Below are 15269 nucleotides of genomic sequence, written 5' to 3'. Positions count from 1 at the left end.
CAGTGGGATTTTTTGCTATAAAGTGCGCATTCTTTTTTACTTAAATATTAGGAGAGCCCTATGGAATTAGTATTCATTCGTCACGGTTTTAGTGAATGGAATGCAAAAAATTTATTCACCGGTTGGCGTGATGTTAATTTGACTGAACGAGGTGTGGAAGAAGCCAAAGCAGCGGGTAAAAAATTGTTAGACGCAGGCTATGAATTTGATATCGCATTTACTTCCGTGTTAACCCGCGCCATTAAAACTTGTAATATTGTGTTGGAAGAATCACACCAATTGTGGATTCCTCAAGTGAAAAATTGGCGTTTAAACGAACGTCACTACGGTGCGTTACAAGGCTTAGATAAAAAAGCAACCGCAGAACAATATGGTGATGAACAAGTGCATATTTGGCGTCGTTCTTACGATATTTCTCCGCCGGATTTAGATCCGCAAGATCCAAACTCCGCACATAATGACCGTCGTTATGCGAATCTTCCGTCAGATGTTGTGCCAAATGCAGAGAACTTAAAATTGACTTTAGAACGTGCCCTTCCGTTCTGGGAAGATCAAATTGCACCGGCTATGCTTTCCGGCAAACGTGTTTTAGTGGTGGCGCATGGTAACTCACTTCGTGCGTTGGCAAAACATATTATTGGTATTTCCGATGAAGAAATTATGGATTTTGAAATTCCGACCGGTCAGCCGCTGGTGTTGAAACTTGACGATAAATTAAACTATGTAGAGCATTACTACCTTTAATTTTTTAATTTGATTCAAGGTGCGGTTAATTTAGCCGCACTTTTTGTTTAAGGAGAGATTGATGAAAAAATTATTTAAGATTTTACTTACCGTGTTGCTTTTTATTGGTAGTAATGCCGTTGTTGCATCACAAAATAAAAATACAACGATGAAGCAGGTGGTTAAGCAAACTAAAAACACACATACGAAAAAACAGATAAAGAAAAAAACAATACAGAAAAAATCGGCAAGCAAAGCGCGTAAAACGACCACTAAAAATCAAGTTTCGAACGGTAAAAAAGCAATAAAATCAGGGGCGGCTAAGAATAAACAGAAAGGTGTGAAGAAAGTTAAAAAAACAGCTTCACAAAACGTTTCTATAAAGAAAATTGAGAAGGCGGAAAGCCAAGAGCAAACCTTAAAAAACACACCGCCTAAACAAACGACGAAAGCCGTTATCGTACCGAAATGCCAAGATAACCAGGTCGCTAAAGTGCTTTCTGATGCTTTTAAGCAACAAGGTAAGGTGACGGGAACACAAATGACGGTAAAACAAATTAAACAAGCATATGAAACGCAATATTATCCGCAGCAAGGTATTCGGAGTTGTCATGCGTTAGTGGAAACCTTTGGTAAAAAATATCAAACAGATTATAGTGTAATTCTGAATGGGAGTGGCTTTTTTGTTCAGGTAGAAAATGCTCAACCGACGATTTAATTAAAAATTATAGAAGATCAAACCTAATTTGATAGGCACACAATTTTAAACGGGAGCTGTCTGGTTGAGTTTGATCTTTCTATACTTATCGCATAAATAAACCCACTATTTTTTATATAGTGGGTTTATTTTTCATTGAAGTTTAAATTAAATGAGGTTTATTTAAAAGGTGTAGCCCAATTTTAGTTCCGCAATAGTACCATTTCCTGAGCGGCTAAACGTTTTCCGTGCATTTGTATCAATTGAAAAACCATTATTCCATTCATAGCCTATTCCCCCTCCAACACTGGTAATATGGCTATTGGGTTCTGAGCGAATAGTAAATTTCCCTCCATTTTGGAATCCCCCTTGTAAATCTTTTCCTCCCGTAATAAGGGTGTAATCTGCTGAAGCTTTCAATGAGGCTTTACCGCTTGCCATTGGTAAAATGGCAATCATATCTTGTCCAATACGGCTTTCAATACGAGATGTTTGGTATTTATCAATATATAACCCTGCTGTACCTCTTTCGTTAATAACATCTTGTGTTAAGCGGAGATAAGCGACATCTAATCTTGGTACAAATTGCCAATTTTCACTTAATGGGAAAATATATTTGGCTTGAGTATAAAGGCTTGTTGCTTTTAGGTCGGTATTGACATCAAATTGATGGTGACTATATCCATTACTAATATGACGAGTCCCTTTAATATTAGTTGAGATCTGGTTAATACCTGCAGTTAAGCGCAAATTACCCATAGCTTGAGTTAAATAGGCACCAAAAGATAGCCCTTTACCATTTAATAGGCTTTGTCCACCTATTATTTTTTGCTTATGTGTTGAAAGATAAATACCTGAGGTCAAAGTATCATTCATTCCATAATGTACGCCAAGTATTGTCCCTTTTGTTGTTGCCTCATCTGCTGTATCTCGATAGTGATGGCGAGAATAAAGCCCTTGGGCTGCAACATACCATTGCTGTGCTTTTAAAGGTTTCATCATCGACAAAAATGCATTACGTTCATCTTGATTTATTTGAGCAAGCTGGTAAGCCATAGCACCATAAATATTATGCTTAACTGTGTTCTCTAAATAGAGATTAACCGCTTTTGCTGCTTCTTGTGGTGTTTTATCAGTTGTGAGTGATGAGGCTTCTAATGCATTAACACCTGCGTTTTTCCAATTCATTAAATAACTTTGATAGGCCTCGACAAATGGCGTACTAAATGGGGTATTTTCCTGTTTCGACTCGGTTATTTTATGATTTAACTGAGTAATTTTTTGTTGTAACTCACTCAGTTGTTTACTTAGCTGTTCAGTCTGCGTATTGAGTGTTGTATCCGGTTTCTCAAGCTTAGGGTTGTTTTGCAAATCCTTTTCTAACGCTGCTTTGCTTGTTTCTACCTCATTGATTTTCGCTGCTGCTATAGATAATTCCTGCTTAGTTTTATCCTGTTGTGCCTGCGCATTTTCAAGTGATTTTTTAAGCTTATCTTTTTGCTTTTCTGCTTCCTGCAATTGAGCCTGTAACTGAGCCTGCTGTTGTGCTTGTTTCTCAGCCTCTTCAGCAGTCATTACCACTTTAGGTTGAATCAGTAATTTACCGTTTTTAACGACCGCACTTTGTAGCACATTATTGGTATCAAACTGAATATTTTGAGGTTCAAGCTGAAAACCGCCAAATTTGATTTCATATTCACTCGCCACTTTGGTGGTATCTACAATGAATTTGCCTAATCCACTTAGGGTTATTTTTTCATTACGCTCAGGGTCAAACAATGCGTGAGTTTCAGCATCAAGTACTTGATAGTGTAAGTCATTATTCAGAGTAATAGTATTTGTGCCTCGAATTTTTGCATTCGCTAATAAATTCGTATCCTGATTAACAATCATATCTTCCGCATTGTAGATAGCATAATCTACTTTAATCGGTTGAGAATTTTTCCTATTAGATTGACCGAAATGCAATTTATCCAAGCCATTGCCTAAATCAATAGTCTGTCCGTTAAATCTCACTTGGTTATCCGCAATAGTAAGCTCATCATTGCCTGCTTTAAGATCAATATCACCATTAATAAGAGTTTGATTGGTTAATACAACTTGGTTAGAACCGGCATCCCCTAAAATCGCCAACAGTTTTTCTGATTGGTTAACCTTAAAACCATTTGCATTTAAAATGGTATTATTCAAATGGACTTGGGCGTTTTCTCCTACTTTTAATGCTGTTTTATAGCCATTAATAATAGAGTCAGTGAGGTGTGTGGTATGTGTAGCAAACAATGCGCCGTTCTCTATCCCTACACCATTGATAATTTTATTATTGATAGTGCTTTCCGAAGTTGTTAGCTTTTCGCTATCTTTTTTATTTGATGACAATGGCGCATTTTCTACTTGATAAGTTTTGCCATTATAAGTGAATGGACTGAGAGTATGATTACCAACAGTGATTTTTTCAACCTGTTCATTTTTATCTAACGTAATGTATAAACCGGTATTTTTCACATTATTTGCATTTAATGTCTCAAAATAGCGATAGGATTGGTTAGATGTCGGATCTAATTCGTATCCACCAGCAATTAAGCGCCCGGCTAAAATACCATAGTTCTCAACTTTACCTTTAAAACCTGTTTCATAGGTTGGGTTGCTTGAGCTATAAGCTCTATTCGCCTTGCCTCTAACTAATAAAGCACTATGATTACCTGAAATTATTCCGGCATTGGTAATATTTGCATTACTACTTGCATTTAATGCAACACCCGCGCCGTTATTGCGATAATCCACCCGAGTATAGCCATCTTGAGAAAATCCGTGCCAGACTTTCGCATAACCACTGATCGAACCTGCATTGATAAGCCCTCCTAGTTGTGCTTTTTGTGGAGAATATTCGCTAGACTCATTATAAGTCCAAGCGGTAATACCGTTACCACTTGAATGGGCGGTGACTACACTCTGAATTGAATTAGAAGACAGATCAGATCTTGTGACTTCAGTAGAAGTATTTGATGTATTGGTTTCAGGCTCACAACCAGGCGTATTTTTTGCTAACCAACGGCAAAGATCTTCGCTTAACCGAGGTGTGCTGGGCTTATTTGATGAAGTTTGCAACACAATATCAGGGATAAATGCTTTATCTTCTTTACTTGCATTTGATTTGCCGCCACTGACTTCAATCTGTCCGGAAATAATACCTCGGTTATCTACACGACCAATTGTTGCAAATTCTCCACTATTTCCTCTGGCAAAAACAGAAATACCATTACCCGTAGCAATTGCATTCGCCATAATCTCACCGGTACCATTACCCGCCTTGACTAAGGCGTTGCCACGCATACTACCACTATTTGTAATATTGCCGATAGTTGAATTGGCAGGATAACGAGTTTGTGCATTAATGGCTTCGCTTGTAACAGACAGCGCATTTCCACTGCCGAGAGCATCCGCATTTGAATATAAATGAACGCCCGGATAATGAGAGTTATGACCAGAAATCTGAGTTAATTGTCCTTTAATCTGCCCACTATTCTGAATATTTCCTATTGCTGATTCAGTGCGATTTTTCGCAAATCGCCCTGTTTTAGCTAGTGCAGAGATACCGTTTCCGCTATTACTTGATGTCGTACGAGTATGGGTCGTATTTTGTCCACCTAATAGTTTAGCTTCGCCAACTAAACTTCCACTATTAGTAATATCTCCCAATTTCGCAAAATTTTGTTTGTTTTCAGAGTAAGTGTATCTATCAATGGTATTGACATAAGAAGAGACAGATACGGCATTACCGGATGAGCTCCCCGTCACAGAATAAAATTGAGGTTTATAGTTCGCAGTATGAGGGGGAGCGGAAGCGCCTTCAGCATGAATTTTTCCCGTTATTTGACCATTATTTAGAATATTTTGCAGGCTAACATTAACTGTTTTCCCTTCAAAATCCACTTTGTCTAGTAACGGAGAGCTCTGTGTCGTTGAACTTACTGAACGTGTTGCGGTGCGACTGACACTGTTACGGCGGGATACTCCGGTTGCACCACTATAACCATCTACAAAGCCATCAGCACCCACTTCTGCATTATGCTTACCAAAATCAGCGAGTCCAACTACAGAAATACCGTTACTACTTCCATAAGATTGAACATCACCGTTCGTTTCTGCCGCCCCGCCTTTCAAGTTGGCTTCTGCTGAAATAGCACCATTGTTTTCTACTTTCTGTAATACAAACACAACATCGTTCGCATTACTTGGTGCAGACCAACCAAGCGCATCAATACCATTTGCTACCCCATCAATTGAAATGGCGCTTCGTCTATCTGCCGATTCGGTCGTATCTTTACCTTTTGCTATCACTTTGCCCACAATGTGTCCTTGATTGTGAGCCCCGGTTTGAGCAACACGACCATCTCCATCTTGTGGATTTCCATACCAAATGATCCGTACTGGATTACCAGAACGATTAAATCGCCCTTGAATTCGCTCTTCAGTACTATCGCTGGTAATCGAATCAATTTTTTCAATTTTTTCTTCAGCATTAATAACGGCCGTTGCACCTTTACCTTGTTCATAAGCATAGACAGAAACGGAACTCATTGCTGTTGCAACCGCACTAATCTTTAGCCCTGTTAATAATAAATTCGATCTATTATTCATATTTGTCTCCTGTGGCGATAAAATTGCGTGCGATTCTAATTTAAATCTAATTGATATTCAATATCATTTGCAATATTTAATATTAATCCCTATTTTCGTTTTTTGTAACGTTCGGGGATTGCTTTTTAGCACCATCTTATAGTTTGTCATATTCCTGAAATATTTCCCTTTTATAATCCAAACGCATTTAGTTTATTTTTAAGGATCAAAATGAAAAATCAGCATATTTCTTCACATTTTAATCAAGAATTGGAAGGTGTTCGCACAGAAGTTATGCAAATGGGCGGGATAGTCGAGCAGCAAATTCAAATTATTCTACAAAGCCTGAGCCAAGCTAATCCGCAAGGATTAAAGGAGGTGATTGAAAGTGAAAAGAAAATCAATGAAATGGAAGAATTAATTGATGATCACTGCCAAACAATTATTGCTCGACGCCAACCAGCAGCCGGTGATTTACGTTTCGTTTTAACTACATCTAGAATCATCGTTGATCTGGAGCGCATCGGCGATGAACTAAAAAAAATTGCTTTCTATACAAATAACTTATTAATTAATAACAAAATTTCTGCTTCCGGATTGTACGACACTCATCGTATTTTAGAAATGTCGTCTGTAATGATCCGCCGTGCGTTGGATGCTTTTGCCCGATTAGATGAAAATGCGGCAGTCGAATTACGTTTAACGGATGAAAAATTAGATATGGATTATCGCAATCAATTACGCTTACTTACCACGAATATTTTTGAGCAACCTCAAAATATCAGCACTTGGATTGATGTGATGATGATGAATAAGGCCGTAGAGAGGATTGGCGATCATGCTAAAAATATCGCGGAACATGTTGTGTATTTAGTTCGCGGTATTGATATTCGCCATAAGAGACTAGAAGAGATCGAGTCTAACTTAAAATAAGTTAGAAAGTGCGGTTGATTTTTTCTTTGTTTTGTAATTCGGGCAAATCTAATTCTACTTGATGTAAATAAATGTTTATCTGTCATATCTATGAAATATTTCTTTACTATATTAACAGCGTGACTACTTAATCATCCAAACTTAAGGAGAATACCATGAAAATACGTACTGTCACTCTCGCTTTATTGTCCATTTTTGCTTTCAGTCAAGCAGCGAAAGCAACAACGGTTACCGGAGCAGGGGCTTCCTTTCCACAACCGATTTACGTGCAATGGGCGATGAATTATAAAGCTGAAACAGGTAATCAAATAAACTATCAGTCTATTGGATCTTCCGGTGGTGTAAAACAAATTCTCTCAGGCACCGTTGATTTTGGTGCGTCAGACTCACCAATGAAAGAGAATGATCTTGAAAAAAATAATCTTGTCCAATTTCCAACCGTTATCGGTGGTGTTGTTCCGGTAATTAATGTGGAAGGAATAAAAGCCGGAGAATTGAAATTAACCGGTGAATTATTAGCCGATATTTACTTAGGAAAAATTACCCATTGGAACGATGAAAAGATTAAGCAATTAAATCCTTCGTTAAATTTGCCGGATAAAATGATTACAACAGTGTTTCGTGCAGACGGTTCCGGTACAAGTTTTATTTTCACCCACTATTTAAGCCAAGTTTCCTCAGATTGGAAAGATAAAGTCGGTGCGGCGAATACGGTCAAATGGCCAACTTCTGCAAGCGGTGCGGCAGGAAAAGGTAATGAAGGCGTATCAATTTATGTAGGACGTGTGAAGAATTCCATCGGCTATGTTGAATATGCCTATGCGAAACAGAATAAAATGACCTACGTTCAGTTAAAGAATGCGGCGGGTAATTTTGTTTTACCTTCTCAAGAAAGTTTTGCGGCAGCTGCAAATGTTGATTGGAATAAAGCGAAAGGATTCAGTTTAGTATTAACTAATCAGCCTTCTGCGCAAGCTTGGCCTCTTGCTGCCGCAACCTTTATTTTAGTACCTAAGAATGTATCGGATAAGCAAAGAGCGGAAACTGTCTTGAATTTCTTTGACTGGGCGTACACAAAAGGTAATGAGCAAGCACAAAAATTGGATTATGTTCCTTTACCGGATAATGTAAAACAGCTTGTGCGCGATGAATGGAAAAAAGTTAACTTGAAATAAAAAATATATCCCCTCCCTTTAACGGGAGGGGATAAGGAAAAATGATGACACTTTCCCAAAAACTGAAACAACAAGCATTTATTGATGCTTTATTTGTTAATACCACCCGTTTTTTTGCTTTGTTCGTATTAGCGATACTCAGTGGAATTTTACTTTCATTGATTATTGGTGCTTATCCCGCAATGCAACAATTTGGTTTTGAATTTTTTAGTTCAAACGAATGGGATACCGTACAAGGCAAATATGGTGCACTCGCACCTATATACGGTACATTAGTGACTTCTATTATTGCACTGATTATTGCTGTGCCGGTTAGCTTCGGGATTGCGGTTTTTCTCACCGAACTTTGTCCTGTGGTACTACGCCGTCCATTAAGTATTGCAATAGAATTATTAGCGGGTATTCCTTCTATCATTTACGGGATGTGGGGATTGTTTGTGTTTGCCCCTATATTTTCCGAAACTGTGCAGCCGTTTATGATTGAACACTTTAGCGATATTCCGTTAATTGGCATATTATTTGATGGTATTCCGATGGGAATCGGCTTATTTGCGGCAGGCTTAATCCTTGCGATTATGATTATTCCTTATATTGCTTCGGTGATGAGGGATGTATTTGAAGTAACGCCCACAATGTTAAAAGAGTCAGCCTATGGTTTAGGTTGTACCCGTTGGGAAGTTATTAGCCGTATTGTATTACCTTATACGAAAGTGGGTGTAATAGGCGGCGTTATTCTTGGCTTGGGGCGTGCTTTAGGTGAAACGATGGCAGTTACCTTTGTTATTGGAAATACCTTTAATATCAGCGCTAGCTTAAATAACTCCGGTGTATCGATCACTTCCGCTCTTGCAAATGAATTTGCAGAAGCCGTTGATCCGATGCATTTGTCCGCACTACTTTATCTCGGATTAATTCTTTTCGTTATAACATTTACCGTACTGTGTTTATCAAAATTAATGTTATTAAAAGCGGTAAAATCAGAGGGACGTTAGATGAAAAATACAATAAATCATTCGTTATATGTGCGCCGTCAGTGGCTTAACCGCTTCTATTTAATGTTGGCTTGGGTGATGATGGGATTCGGTTTATTTTGGCTTGGTTGGATTTTTTATACTCTATTGACCCATGGAATAAGCGGATTAGGACTTCATCTTTTTCGGGTTGATACCCTGCCTCCCGATGCTGGAGGTGGTTTACGAAATGCTATCTGGGGGAGTTTACTCATCACGTTATTCGGTCTTTTTATTGGAACACCAATCGGTATTTTGACCGGTGTTTATTTAGCGGAATTTGGCAGACATAGCAAAATAGCCGGTATGACGCGATTTATGAATGATATCTTGCTGTCAGCGCCTTCAATTGTTATCGGTTTATTTATCTATGGCATTATTGTTGTGAAACAAGGGCATTTTTCCGGTTGGGCCGGTGCTTTAGCGTTATCTTTATTGGTTGTTCCGGTAGTCGTACGAACTACTGAAAATATGTTGAAATTAGTGCCGAATGGTTTACGGGAAGCGGCTTATGCTTTAGGAACACCAAAATGGAAAATGGTTTCAATGGTGACACTAAAAGCAGCGAAAACAGGTGTTTTAACCGGTGTTTTACTTGCATTTGCTCGAATTTCCGGTGAAACCGCACCTTTGTTATTCACCGCGTTAAATAATCAATTTTTCAGTTCTGATATGAATCAACCTATCGCTAATTTACCAAATGTGATTTATCAATTTGCGATGAGTCCTTATAAAGACTGGCAATCGCTTGCTTGGGCTGGGGCACTGCTGATCGCATTTACGGTATTAATTACTAATATCATAGCGAGAATTTTAGGTCGTAAAAAACACTAAGGAATTATGATGAAAACAAAACTCTCAACCCAAAATTTAAATTTTTATTATGGGCATTTCCACGCACTAAAAAATATTAATGTCGATATTTTAGAAAAAAAAGTTACTGCCTTTATCGGGCCTTCCGGTTGTGGTAAGTCCACATTATTACGCATATTTAACCGGATGTATGATCTTTATCCCAATATGCGAGCGGAAGGGCAATTATTATTAGACAATAAAAATATTCTTGATGCGGATGTTGATGTTAACTTATTACGCGCCAAAGTGGGAATGGTTTTCCAAAAACCAACGCCTTTTCCAATGTCAATTTACGATAATGTGACTTTTGGGGTAAAACTATACGAAAAACTCAGCAAAAGTGATTTGGATGAACGGGTGGAATGGGCATTAAAAAAATCGGCGTTATGGACTGAAGTTAAAGATAAGCTGAAACAATCCGGTAATTCCCTTTCAGGCGGGCAACAACAACGTTTATGTATAGCCAGAGCCATAGCTTGTCAGCCGGAAGTATTATTACTTGATGAACCTACTTCCGCTCTTGATCCTATATCAACGGCTTATATTGAAGAGCTAATTACAGAACTTAAGAATGACTATACTATTGCCATTGTGACCCATAATATGCAACAGGCTGCACGGGTTTCCGATATGACCGCTTATATGTATCTTGGCGAGCTTATTGAAATCGGCGATACCAAACAAATCTTTACGAAACCGCAGCGTAAAGAGACCGAGGATTATATTACGGGTAAATTCGGTTAAAACGTCTCTAAATTTAACCGCACTTTTCAGAAAATCCAGGGAGTAGGCTATGCCAAAAGCAAATATTTTAGTGGTTGAAGACGAAGAGTCTATTATTACATTAATTAAATTTATCTTGGAACAAGCCGGTTTTGAGGTACGTACGGCGGAAAATGTATCACAAGCAAGGCTGCAAATTAATGAACAGCTTCCTCATCTTATTTTATTGGACTGGATGCTGCCTGGTGTTTCTGGTGTCGAATTTACCAAAGAATTGCGTTCAACCAAACGCACGGAAAGTTTACCTATTATCTTATTAACTGCGCGTAGTGATGAATTGGACAAGGAGAAAGGTTTAAATCTCGGTGCCGACGATTATGTTACCAAGCCTTTTTCACCAAGAGAATTAGTTGCTCGAGTCAATGCATTTTTACGTCGTCACCATCCCCACAAAACAGATCAAATTATCAATATTAAAGGATTGAGTTTAGATCCTGTTAATAAAATTGTGATTGGCAATAATATTCGGTTAAACTTAGGGGCGACTGAATTTAAATTACTTCATTTCTTTATGACTCATCCGAACCGCTTATATAGCAGGGTACAACTGCTTGATTTTGTTTGGGGAGATCATATTTTTATGGAAGAGCGAACCATTGATGTGCATATTCGTCGTTTACGTCAGGCACTAGAACCAAGCAAACTGGAGTATTTGTTACAAACCGTTCGTGGTTCAGGTTATCGTTTCAATATAGAAGAAGCATAATGAAATTATTTTTTCCGACCTTATTTAGATTAATCCTCACTCTATTTTGTTCTGCCGGGGTGGGATATTTAATTGCCGGTACGGAAATAATGTGGATTTTAGTTAATATTGTATTGCTTGGATGGATAGGTCTTCAGCTATTTTATTTAATTCGTTTAATTCGTTGGCTGGAGAATCAGGAAAATCCTATACAGGGTTTTGGAATCTGGGGACATATTTTTGATAAAATTTTATCTTTACGTAAAGCCAGTATAAAACGAAAAAAAGAACTTTCTGTTTCCTTAGATCGTTTTAATCAAGTTATAGAGGCGATTCCCACTGGAATTATCGTTTTAACCGAAGGCCGTATCGAATGGTTTAATCCTCTTGCTTGCAAACATCTTAATCTGAACTATAAAAATGATCTCCAAGGTATTCTACCAAATCTCATTCGTTTACCTGAATTCCAACAATTTCTACAAAAGAAGTTGGAAAGTGATCCTCTTAAATTGAAAGTTAGTCTACCTAACGGAAATTATTTCAAACGAATTTTGCAAATCAGTCGGCAGCCTTTCTATCAAAATAGCGAATTATTGATAACACAAGATATTACTCAAGAAGAGCAATTAGACGATGCTCAAATTGCCTTTGTTGCTAATGTTTCCCATGAATTGCGCACGCCACTTACTGTAGTTAACGGTTTTGTGGAAACATTATCGGATATGCCTGATTTACCTATTGAGCAGCGTCAGCAATTTTTAGGTTTAATGCAAAAAGAAGGGCAGAGAATGCTAAATCTTTTATCCGATTTATTAACCCTTTCACGTTTAGAACGGGGACAGTCCACGGCCGGAGAATTCCAGAATTTTGATTTATCCAAAATGGTTCACCAAGTGGTTGAGGCAACTCAAAATTTTTCACGTGAAAAACATATCTTTATTGTAAACATTGAACCGAATATTAATTTTTATGGGTTAGAGCCGGAATTATATAGTGCATTAAGTAATATGACTTTCAATGCGGTTCGATATACGCCGGAAAAAGGCAGGATTACTGTTCAACTTACTACGTTGGCAGATAAAGCAATTTTTTCTGTGACTGATACAGGGGTTGGCATTGCGGCAGAGCATATTCCGCGATTAACGGAACGTTTTTATCGGGTTGATAATGCCCGTTCTCGCCAAACCGGAGGAACGGGGCTTGGTCTGTCTATTACCAAATTTGCTTTGGCGAAATACAATGCGGAATTAGAAATAAAAAGTGAGCTAGGGAAGGGAAGTTGCTTTAAAGTCGTGCTCCCTATAATCAAACCATAGAAATGGCTAATATCAAGATAAGCATAATTTATTCAAAAAATGCCGATTCATTCCCAATAAAGTGTGAAAATTGTTCAGAAGAAAAACCGTGGGAAAGCATATAGTTCCAAATTTTCTGTTTTATTTTTGGAGAATGTTTTTCTATGTAATTAGGAAATTTTTTACGTAAAACCACAAAAGCAAGCTCGGACCAATTTATATCACATTCTGCGAATACTTCAGTAATAATAGCTGACGGCACTCCTTTTAAATGTTTTAGTTCCTGTCTGATTCTATTCTCGCCATAGCCTCGCTGACTACGATAATGCAAATAGTTTTCCGCAAAGCGTTTATCATTCTGCCAATTTTTTTGCTGGCAATGTGTAATAACTTCATCAATTTCTGGTTCGGAAAAGGCTTTTTCTTGCATTTTATTGCGGAGTTCAAACTCGCTGTATTCACGACGGGCAAGTAAATTAATAACATAACTTAGTGCAATAGAAGACATCATCACTCCTTGGAGAAAAAGTGCGGGCAAAATTGACCGCACTTTAAAAGGCTAAAATAACGGGTGAATTAAAATTCATCCTCTGAATTTAATTTGTCATCGGCTTGATCAATATCTTCAGTGAATCCTTGATCAGGATTTGCGATTAACTCGGCTCGTAATTTATTTTCTAATACCATGGCTTTCTCTGGATTGTCCAGTAGCCACTTCATTGCATTTGCCTTGCCTTGACCTATTTTTTCATCCTCATAAGAATACCAAGCTCCTGATTTATTCACCAATTTGTGCTGAACTCCTAGTTCAATCAATTCACCTGTCTTAGAAATACCTTCACCATAAAGAATTTGGAATTCTACCTGACGGAATGGAGGCGCCAATTTATTTTTAACCACTTTTACTTTGGTTTCATTACCAATAATATTTTCACCATCCTTGACTGAGCCCGTACGACGAATATCCAAGCGAACCGAGGCATAAAATTTTAGCGCATTCCCACCGGTTGTTGTTTCTGGGTTACCATAAGAACCGATTTTCATTCGGATTTGGTTAATAAATATAACCAAACAGTTGGCATTTTTAATTTGACCGGTTAATTTACGTAATGCTTGGGACATTAAACGGGCCTGTAATCCCACATGAGAATCCCCCATATCACCTTCAATTTCGGCTTTGGGTGTCAGTGCGGCAACGGAGTCAACAATAATAAGCTCAACCGCACCTGAACGGACTAAGGCATCACAGATCTCAAGTGCTTGTTCACCATTATCGGGTTGGGAGACTAATAGATCCTTAACATTAACCCCCAATTTAGCGGCATAAATCGGATCTAAAGCATGCTCGGCATCAATAAATGCACAGGTTTTACCTGCTTTTTGAGCTTGAGCGATAACTGAAAGTGTTAAAGTTGTTTTACCGGAAGATTCAGGACCAAAGATTTCAACAATACGTCCCATTGGTAACCCGCCGATTCCTAATGCGGCGTCAAGTCCTATCGAACCGGTAGAAATGGATTCTACATCAAGGGCTTGTGTATCCCCTAATTTCATAATAGAGCCTTTACCGAATTGTTTTTCTATGTGCCCTAGCGCAGCTGCAAGAGCTTTTTGTTTTTCTTCCGCTGTTGCAGGCGCGCTTGCTGTTGTTTTCCCTTTCTTTTTTTCGTCTTGTGATGCCATTTATTTTTCCTCGTTAAATAAAATTTCAGGCATTGTATCTGTATTTATATACAGTATCAAGGCTATTTTGAATATTTTTATGAACTAAAAGAAACGCCAACTTTTAGTTAGCGTTTCTGTAAGGAAAAATACTGCCTTATTTCTAGTGGTTTTTATGGTTGGTGCTATATAGGATTTTGTCTGTATAGGCGAGAGCGATGGCAGATACAAGAAAACCGAAGTGAAGAAATAGTTCCCACATAATTGTTTTTTCAGGGATTCTTGCGGCATTAACAAAGGTTTGAAGCAAATGAATCGATGAAATGCTGATAATTGACATAGAAAGTTTAACTTTTAATACGGTGGCATTCACATGGCTCATCCACTCGGGTTGATCCGGATGATTGCGGGTTTTTAACTTTGATACAAAAATTTCATAACCGCCAAGCGTGACCATTACTAATAAATTGGCAATCATAACTACATCAATTAGGTTAAGTACCGCTAACATAATCGTTTCGGAATCCATGGTATTGACATTAATAATCAAATGCCAGAGAGATTTTAGAAATTTATAGACATAAATCCCTTGAACGACAATCAAGCCTAAATAGATCGGCAGTTGTAGCCAGCGACTGGTAAAAATAATTTTGCTGAGCATACTGGATTGTGCATTATATTTGGAGTAGGGATCGACCTGAGGTTTTTGTTGTTCCATTTTGTTTCCTAAATAAAGTGTATCACGAAGGGCTGTAGTCGTTTTGTTTTACCTGTGAGCCGGCAAAAACCGCTACAAAAAATAGCAGTTTTTTTTAAAATCGCAATAAAAATATA

The 15269-nt window shown here is 38.0% G+C and carries 13 protein-coding genes; 9 read left to right on the top strand and 4 right to left on the bottom strand.

Annotation, left to right across the window (positions count from 1 at the left end; all coding sequences use genetic code 11):
- Nucleotides 1–60: 60 nt before the first annotated feature.
- Nucleotides 61–744, top strand: a complete 684-nt coding sequence (locus A3GE_RS0108775) for a 2,3-diphosphoglycerate-dependent phosphoglycerate mutase (protein ID WP_018356893.1) — start codon at nucleotides 61–63, stop codon at nucleotides 742–744.
- Between the two features lie 61 nt (nucleotides 745–805).
- Nucleotides 806–1441 (top strand): hypothetical protein, encoded by a 636-nt coding sequence (locus A3GE_RS12370; RefSeq protein WP_018356892.1) that lies wholly within the window; start codon nucleotides 806–808, stop codon nucleotides 1439–1441.
- Nucleotides 1442–1603: 162 nt separating this feature from the next.
- Here A3GE_RS12370 and A3GE_RS0108765 read toward each other — a convergent pair whose 3' ends face one another.
- Entirely contained in the window at nucleotides 1604–6058 is a 4455-nt protein-coding gene (locus tag A3GE_RS0108765; RefSeq protein WP_018356891.1) for an autotransporter outer membrane beta-barrel domain-containing protein, read from the bottom strand.
- A gap of 210 nt (nucleotides 6059–6268) precedes the next feature.
- Here A3GE_RS0108765 and phoU point away from each other — a divergent pair, with 210 nt between their 5' ends.
- From phoU to phoR, 7 genes are all read left to right on the top strand, one after another.
- Nucleotides 6269–6970: a phosphate signaling complex protein PhoU gene (phoU, locus tag A3GE_RS0108760; RefSeq protein ID WP_018356890.1), complete on the top strand. Its 702-nt coding sequence runs from the start codon at nucleotides 6269–6271 to the stop codon at nucleotides 6968–6970.
- A gap of 155 nt (nucleotides 6971–7125) precedes the next feature.
- On the top strand, nucleotides 7126–8145 hold the full coding sequence (gene pstS / locus A3GE_RS0108755; protein WP_018356889.1) for a phosphate ABC transporter substrate-binding protein PstS: 1020 nt from the start codon (nucleotides 7126–7128) through the stop codon (nucleotides 8143–8145).
- Between the two features lie 44 nt (nucleotides 8146–8189).
- Nucleotides 8190–9137 (top strand): phosphate ABC transporter permease subunit PstC, encoded by a 948-nt coding sequence (pstC, locus tag A3GE_RS0108750; RefSeq protein ID WP_018356888.1) that lies wholly within the window; start codon nucleotides 8190–8192, stop codon nucleotides 9135–9137.
- A complete protein-coding gene (gene pstA / locus A3GE_RS0108745) occupies nucleotides 9138–9989 on the top strand; it encodes a phosphate ABC transporter permease PstA (RefSeq protein ID WP_018356887.1) in 852 nt (283 codons plus the stop codon). It abuts the gene before it with no gap.
- Between the two features lie 6 nt (nucleotides 9990–9995).
- Nucleotides 9996–10754: a phosphate ABC transporter ATP-binding protein PstB gene (gene pstB / locus A3GE_RS0108740; protein ID WP_026215453.1), complete on the top strand. Its 759-nt coding sequence runs from the start codon at nucleotides 9996–9998 to the stop codon at nucleotides 10752–10754.
- Between the two features lie 49 nt (nucleotides 10755–10803).
- The gene (gene phoB, locus A3GE_RS0108735) at nucleotides 10804–11499 is read left to right on the top strand and encodes a phosphate regulon transcriptional regulator PhoB (protein ID WP_018356885.1); all 696 of its coding nucleotides are present in this window, start codon (nucleotides 10804–10806) and stop codon (nucleotides 11497–11499) included.
- Nucleotides 11499–12794 (top strand): phosphate regulon sensor histidine kinase PhoR, encoded by a 1296-nt coding sequence (phoR, locus tag A3GE_RS0108730; protein WP_018356884.1) that lies wholly within the window; start codon nucleotides 11499–11501, stop codon nucleotides 12792–12794. Before phoB ends, phoR begins: the two co-directional genes overlap by 1 nt.
- A gap of 28 nt (nucleotides 12795–12822) precedes the next feature.
- On the opposite strand, the gene recX is transcribed toward phoR, so the two are convergent.
- The 3 genes from recX to A3GE_RS0108715 all read right to left on the bottom strand — a co-directional run bounded on the left by recX (nucleotide 12823) and on the right by A3GE_RS0108715 (nucleotide 15153).
- Entirely contained in the window at nucleotides 12823–13281 is a 459-nt protein-coding gene (gene recX / locus A3GE_RS0108725; protein ID WP_018356883.1) for a recombination regulator RecX, read from the bottom strand.
- Nucleotides 13282–13349: 68 nt separating this feature from the next.
- Nucleotides 13350–14456 (bottom strand): recombinase RecA, encoded by a 1107-nt coding sequence (gene recA, locus A3GE_RS0108720; protein ID WP_018356882.1) that lies wholly within the window; start codon nucleotides 14454–14456, stop codon nucleotides 13350–13352.
- 142 nt (nucleotides 14457–14598) lie between these two features.
- Entirely contained in the window at nucleotides 14599–15153 is a 555-nt protein-coding gene (locus tag A3GE_RS0108715; RefSeq protein WP_018356881.1) for a TIGR00645 family protein, read from the bottom strand.
- Between the last annotated feature and the right edge of the window lie 116 nt (nucleotides 15154–15269).

This window comes from Rodentibacter pneumotropicus DSM 21403 (assembly GCF_000379905.1).
Classification (GTDB): domain Bacteria; phylum Pseudomonadota; class Gammaproteobacteria; order Enterobacterales; family Pasteurellaceae; genus Rodentibacter; species Rodentibacter pneumotropicus.
This window is presented reverse-complemented; position numbering and strand designations above follow the sequence as displayed.

Excerpts from the sequence above, each read along its gene's own strand:
- A3GE_RS0108775 (WP_018356893.1), top strand. The coding sequence starts at position 61 with ATGGAATTAGTATTCATTCGTCACGGTTTTAGTGAATGGAATGCAAAA.
- A3GE_RS12370 (WP_018356892.1), top strand. The coding sequence starts at position 806 with ATGAAAAAATTATTTAAGATTTTACTTACCGTGTTGCTTTTTATTGGT.
- A3GE_RS0108765 (WP_018356891.1), bottom strand. The coding sequence starts at position 6,058 with ATGAATAATAGATCGAATTTATTATTAACAGGGCTAAAGATTAGTGCG.
- phoU (WP_018356890.1), top strand. The coding sequence starts at position 6,269 with ATGAAAAATCAGCATATTTCTTCACATTTTAATCAAGAATTGGAAGGT.
- pstS (WP_018356889.1), top strand. The coding sequence starts at position 7,126 with ATGAAAATACGTACTGTCACTCTCGCTTTATTGTCCATTTTTGCTTTC.
- pstC (WP_018356888.1), top strand. The coding sequence starts at position 8,190 with ATGACACTTTCCCAAAAACTGAAACAACAAGCATTTATTGATGCTTTA.
- pstA (WP_018356887.1), top strand. The coding sequence starts at position 9,138 with ATGAAAAATACAATAAATCATTCGTTATATGTGCGCCGTCAGTGGCTT.
- pstB (WP_026215453.1), top strand. The coding sequence starts at position 9,996 with ATGATGAAAACAAAACTCTCAACCCAAAATTTAAATTTTTATTATGGG.
- phoB (WP_018356885.1), top strand. The coding sequence starts at position 10,804 with ATGCCAAAAGCAAATATTTTAGTGGTTGAAGACGAAGAGTCTATTATT.
- phoR (WP_018356884.1), top strand. The coding sequence starts at position 11,499 with ATGAAATTATTTTTTCCGACCTTATTTAGATTAATCCTCACTCTATTT.
- recX (WP_018356883.1), bottom strand. The coding sequence starts at position 13,281 with ATGTCTTCTATTGCACTAAGTTATGTTATTAATTTACTTGCCCGTCGT.
- recA (WP_018356882.1), bottom strand. The coding sequence starts at position 14,456 with ATGGCATCACAAGACGAAAAAAAGAAAGGGAAAACAACAGCAAGCGCG.
- A3GE_RS0108715 (WP_018356881.1), bottom strand. The coding sequence starts at position 15,153 with ATGGAACAACAAAAACCTCAGGTCGATCCCTACTCCAAATATAATGCA.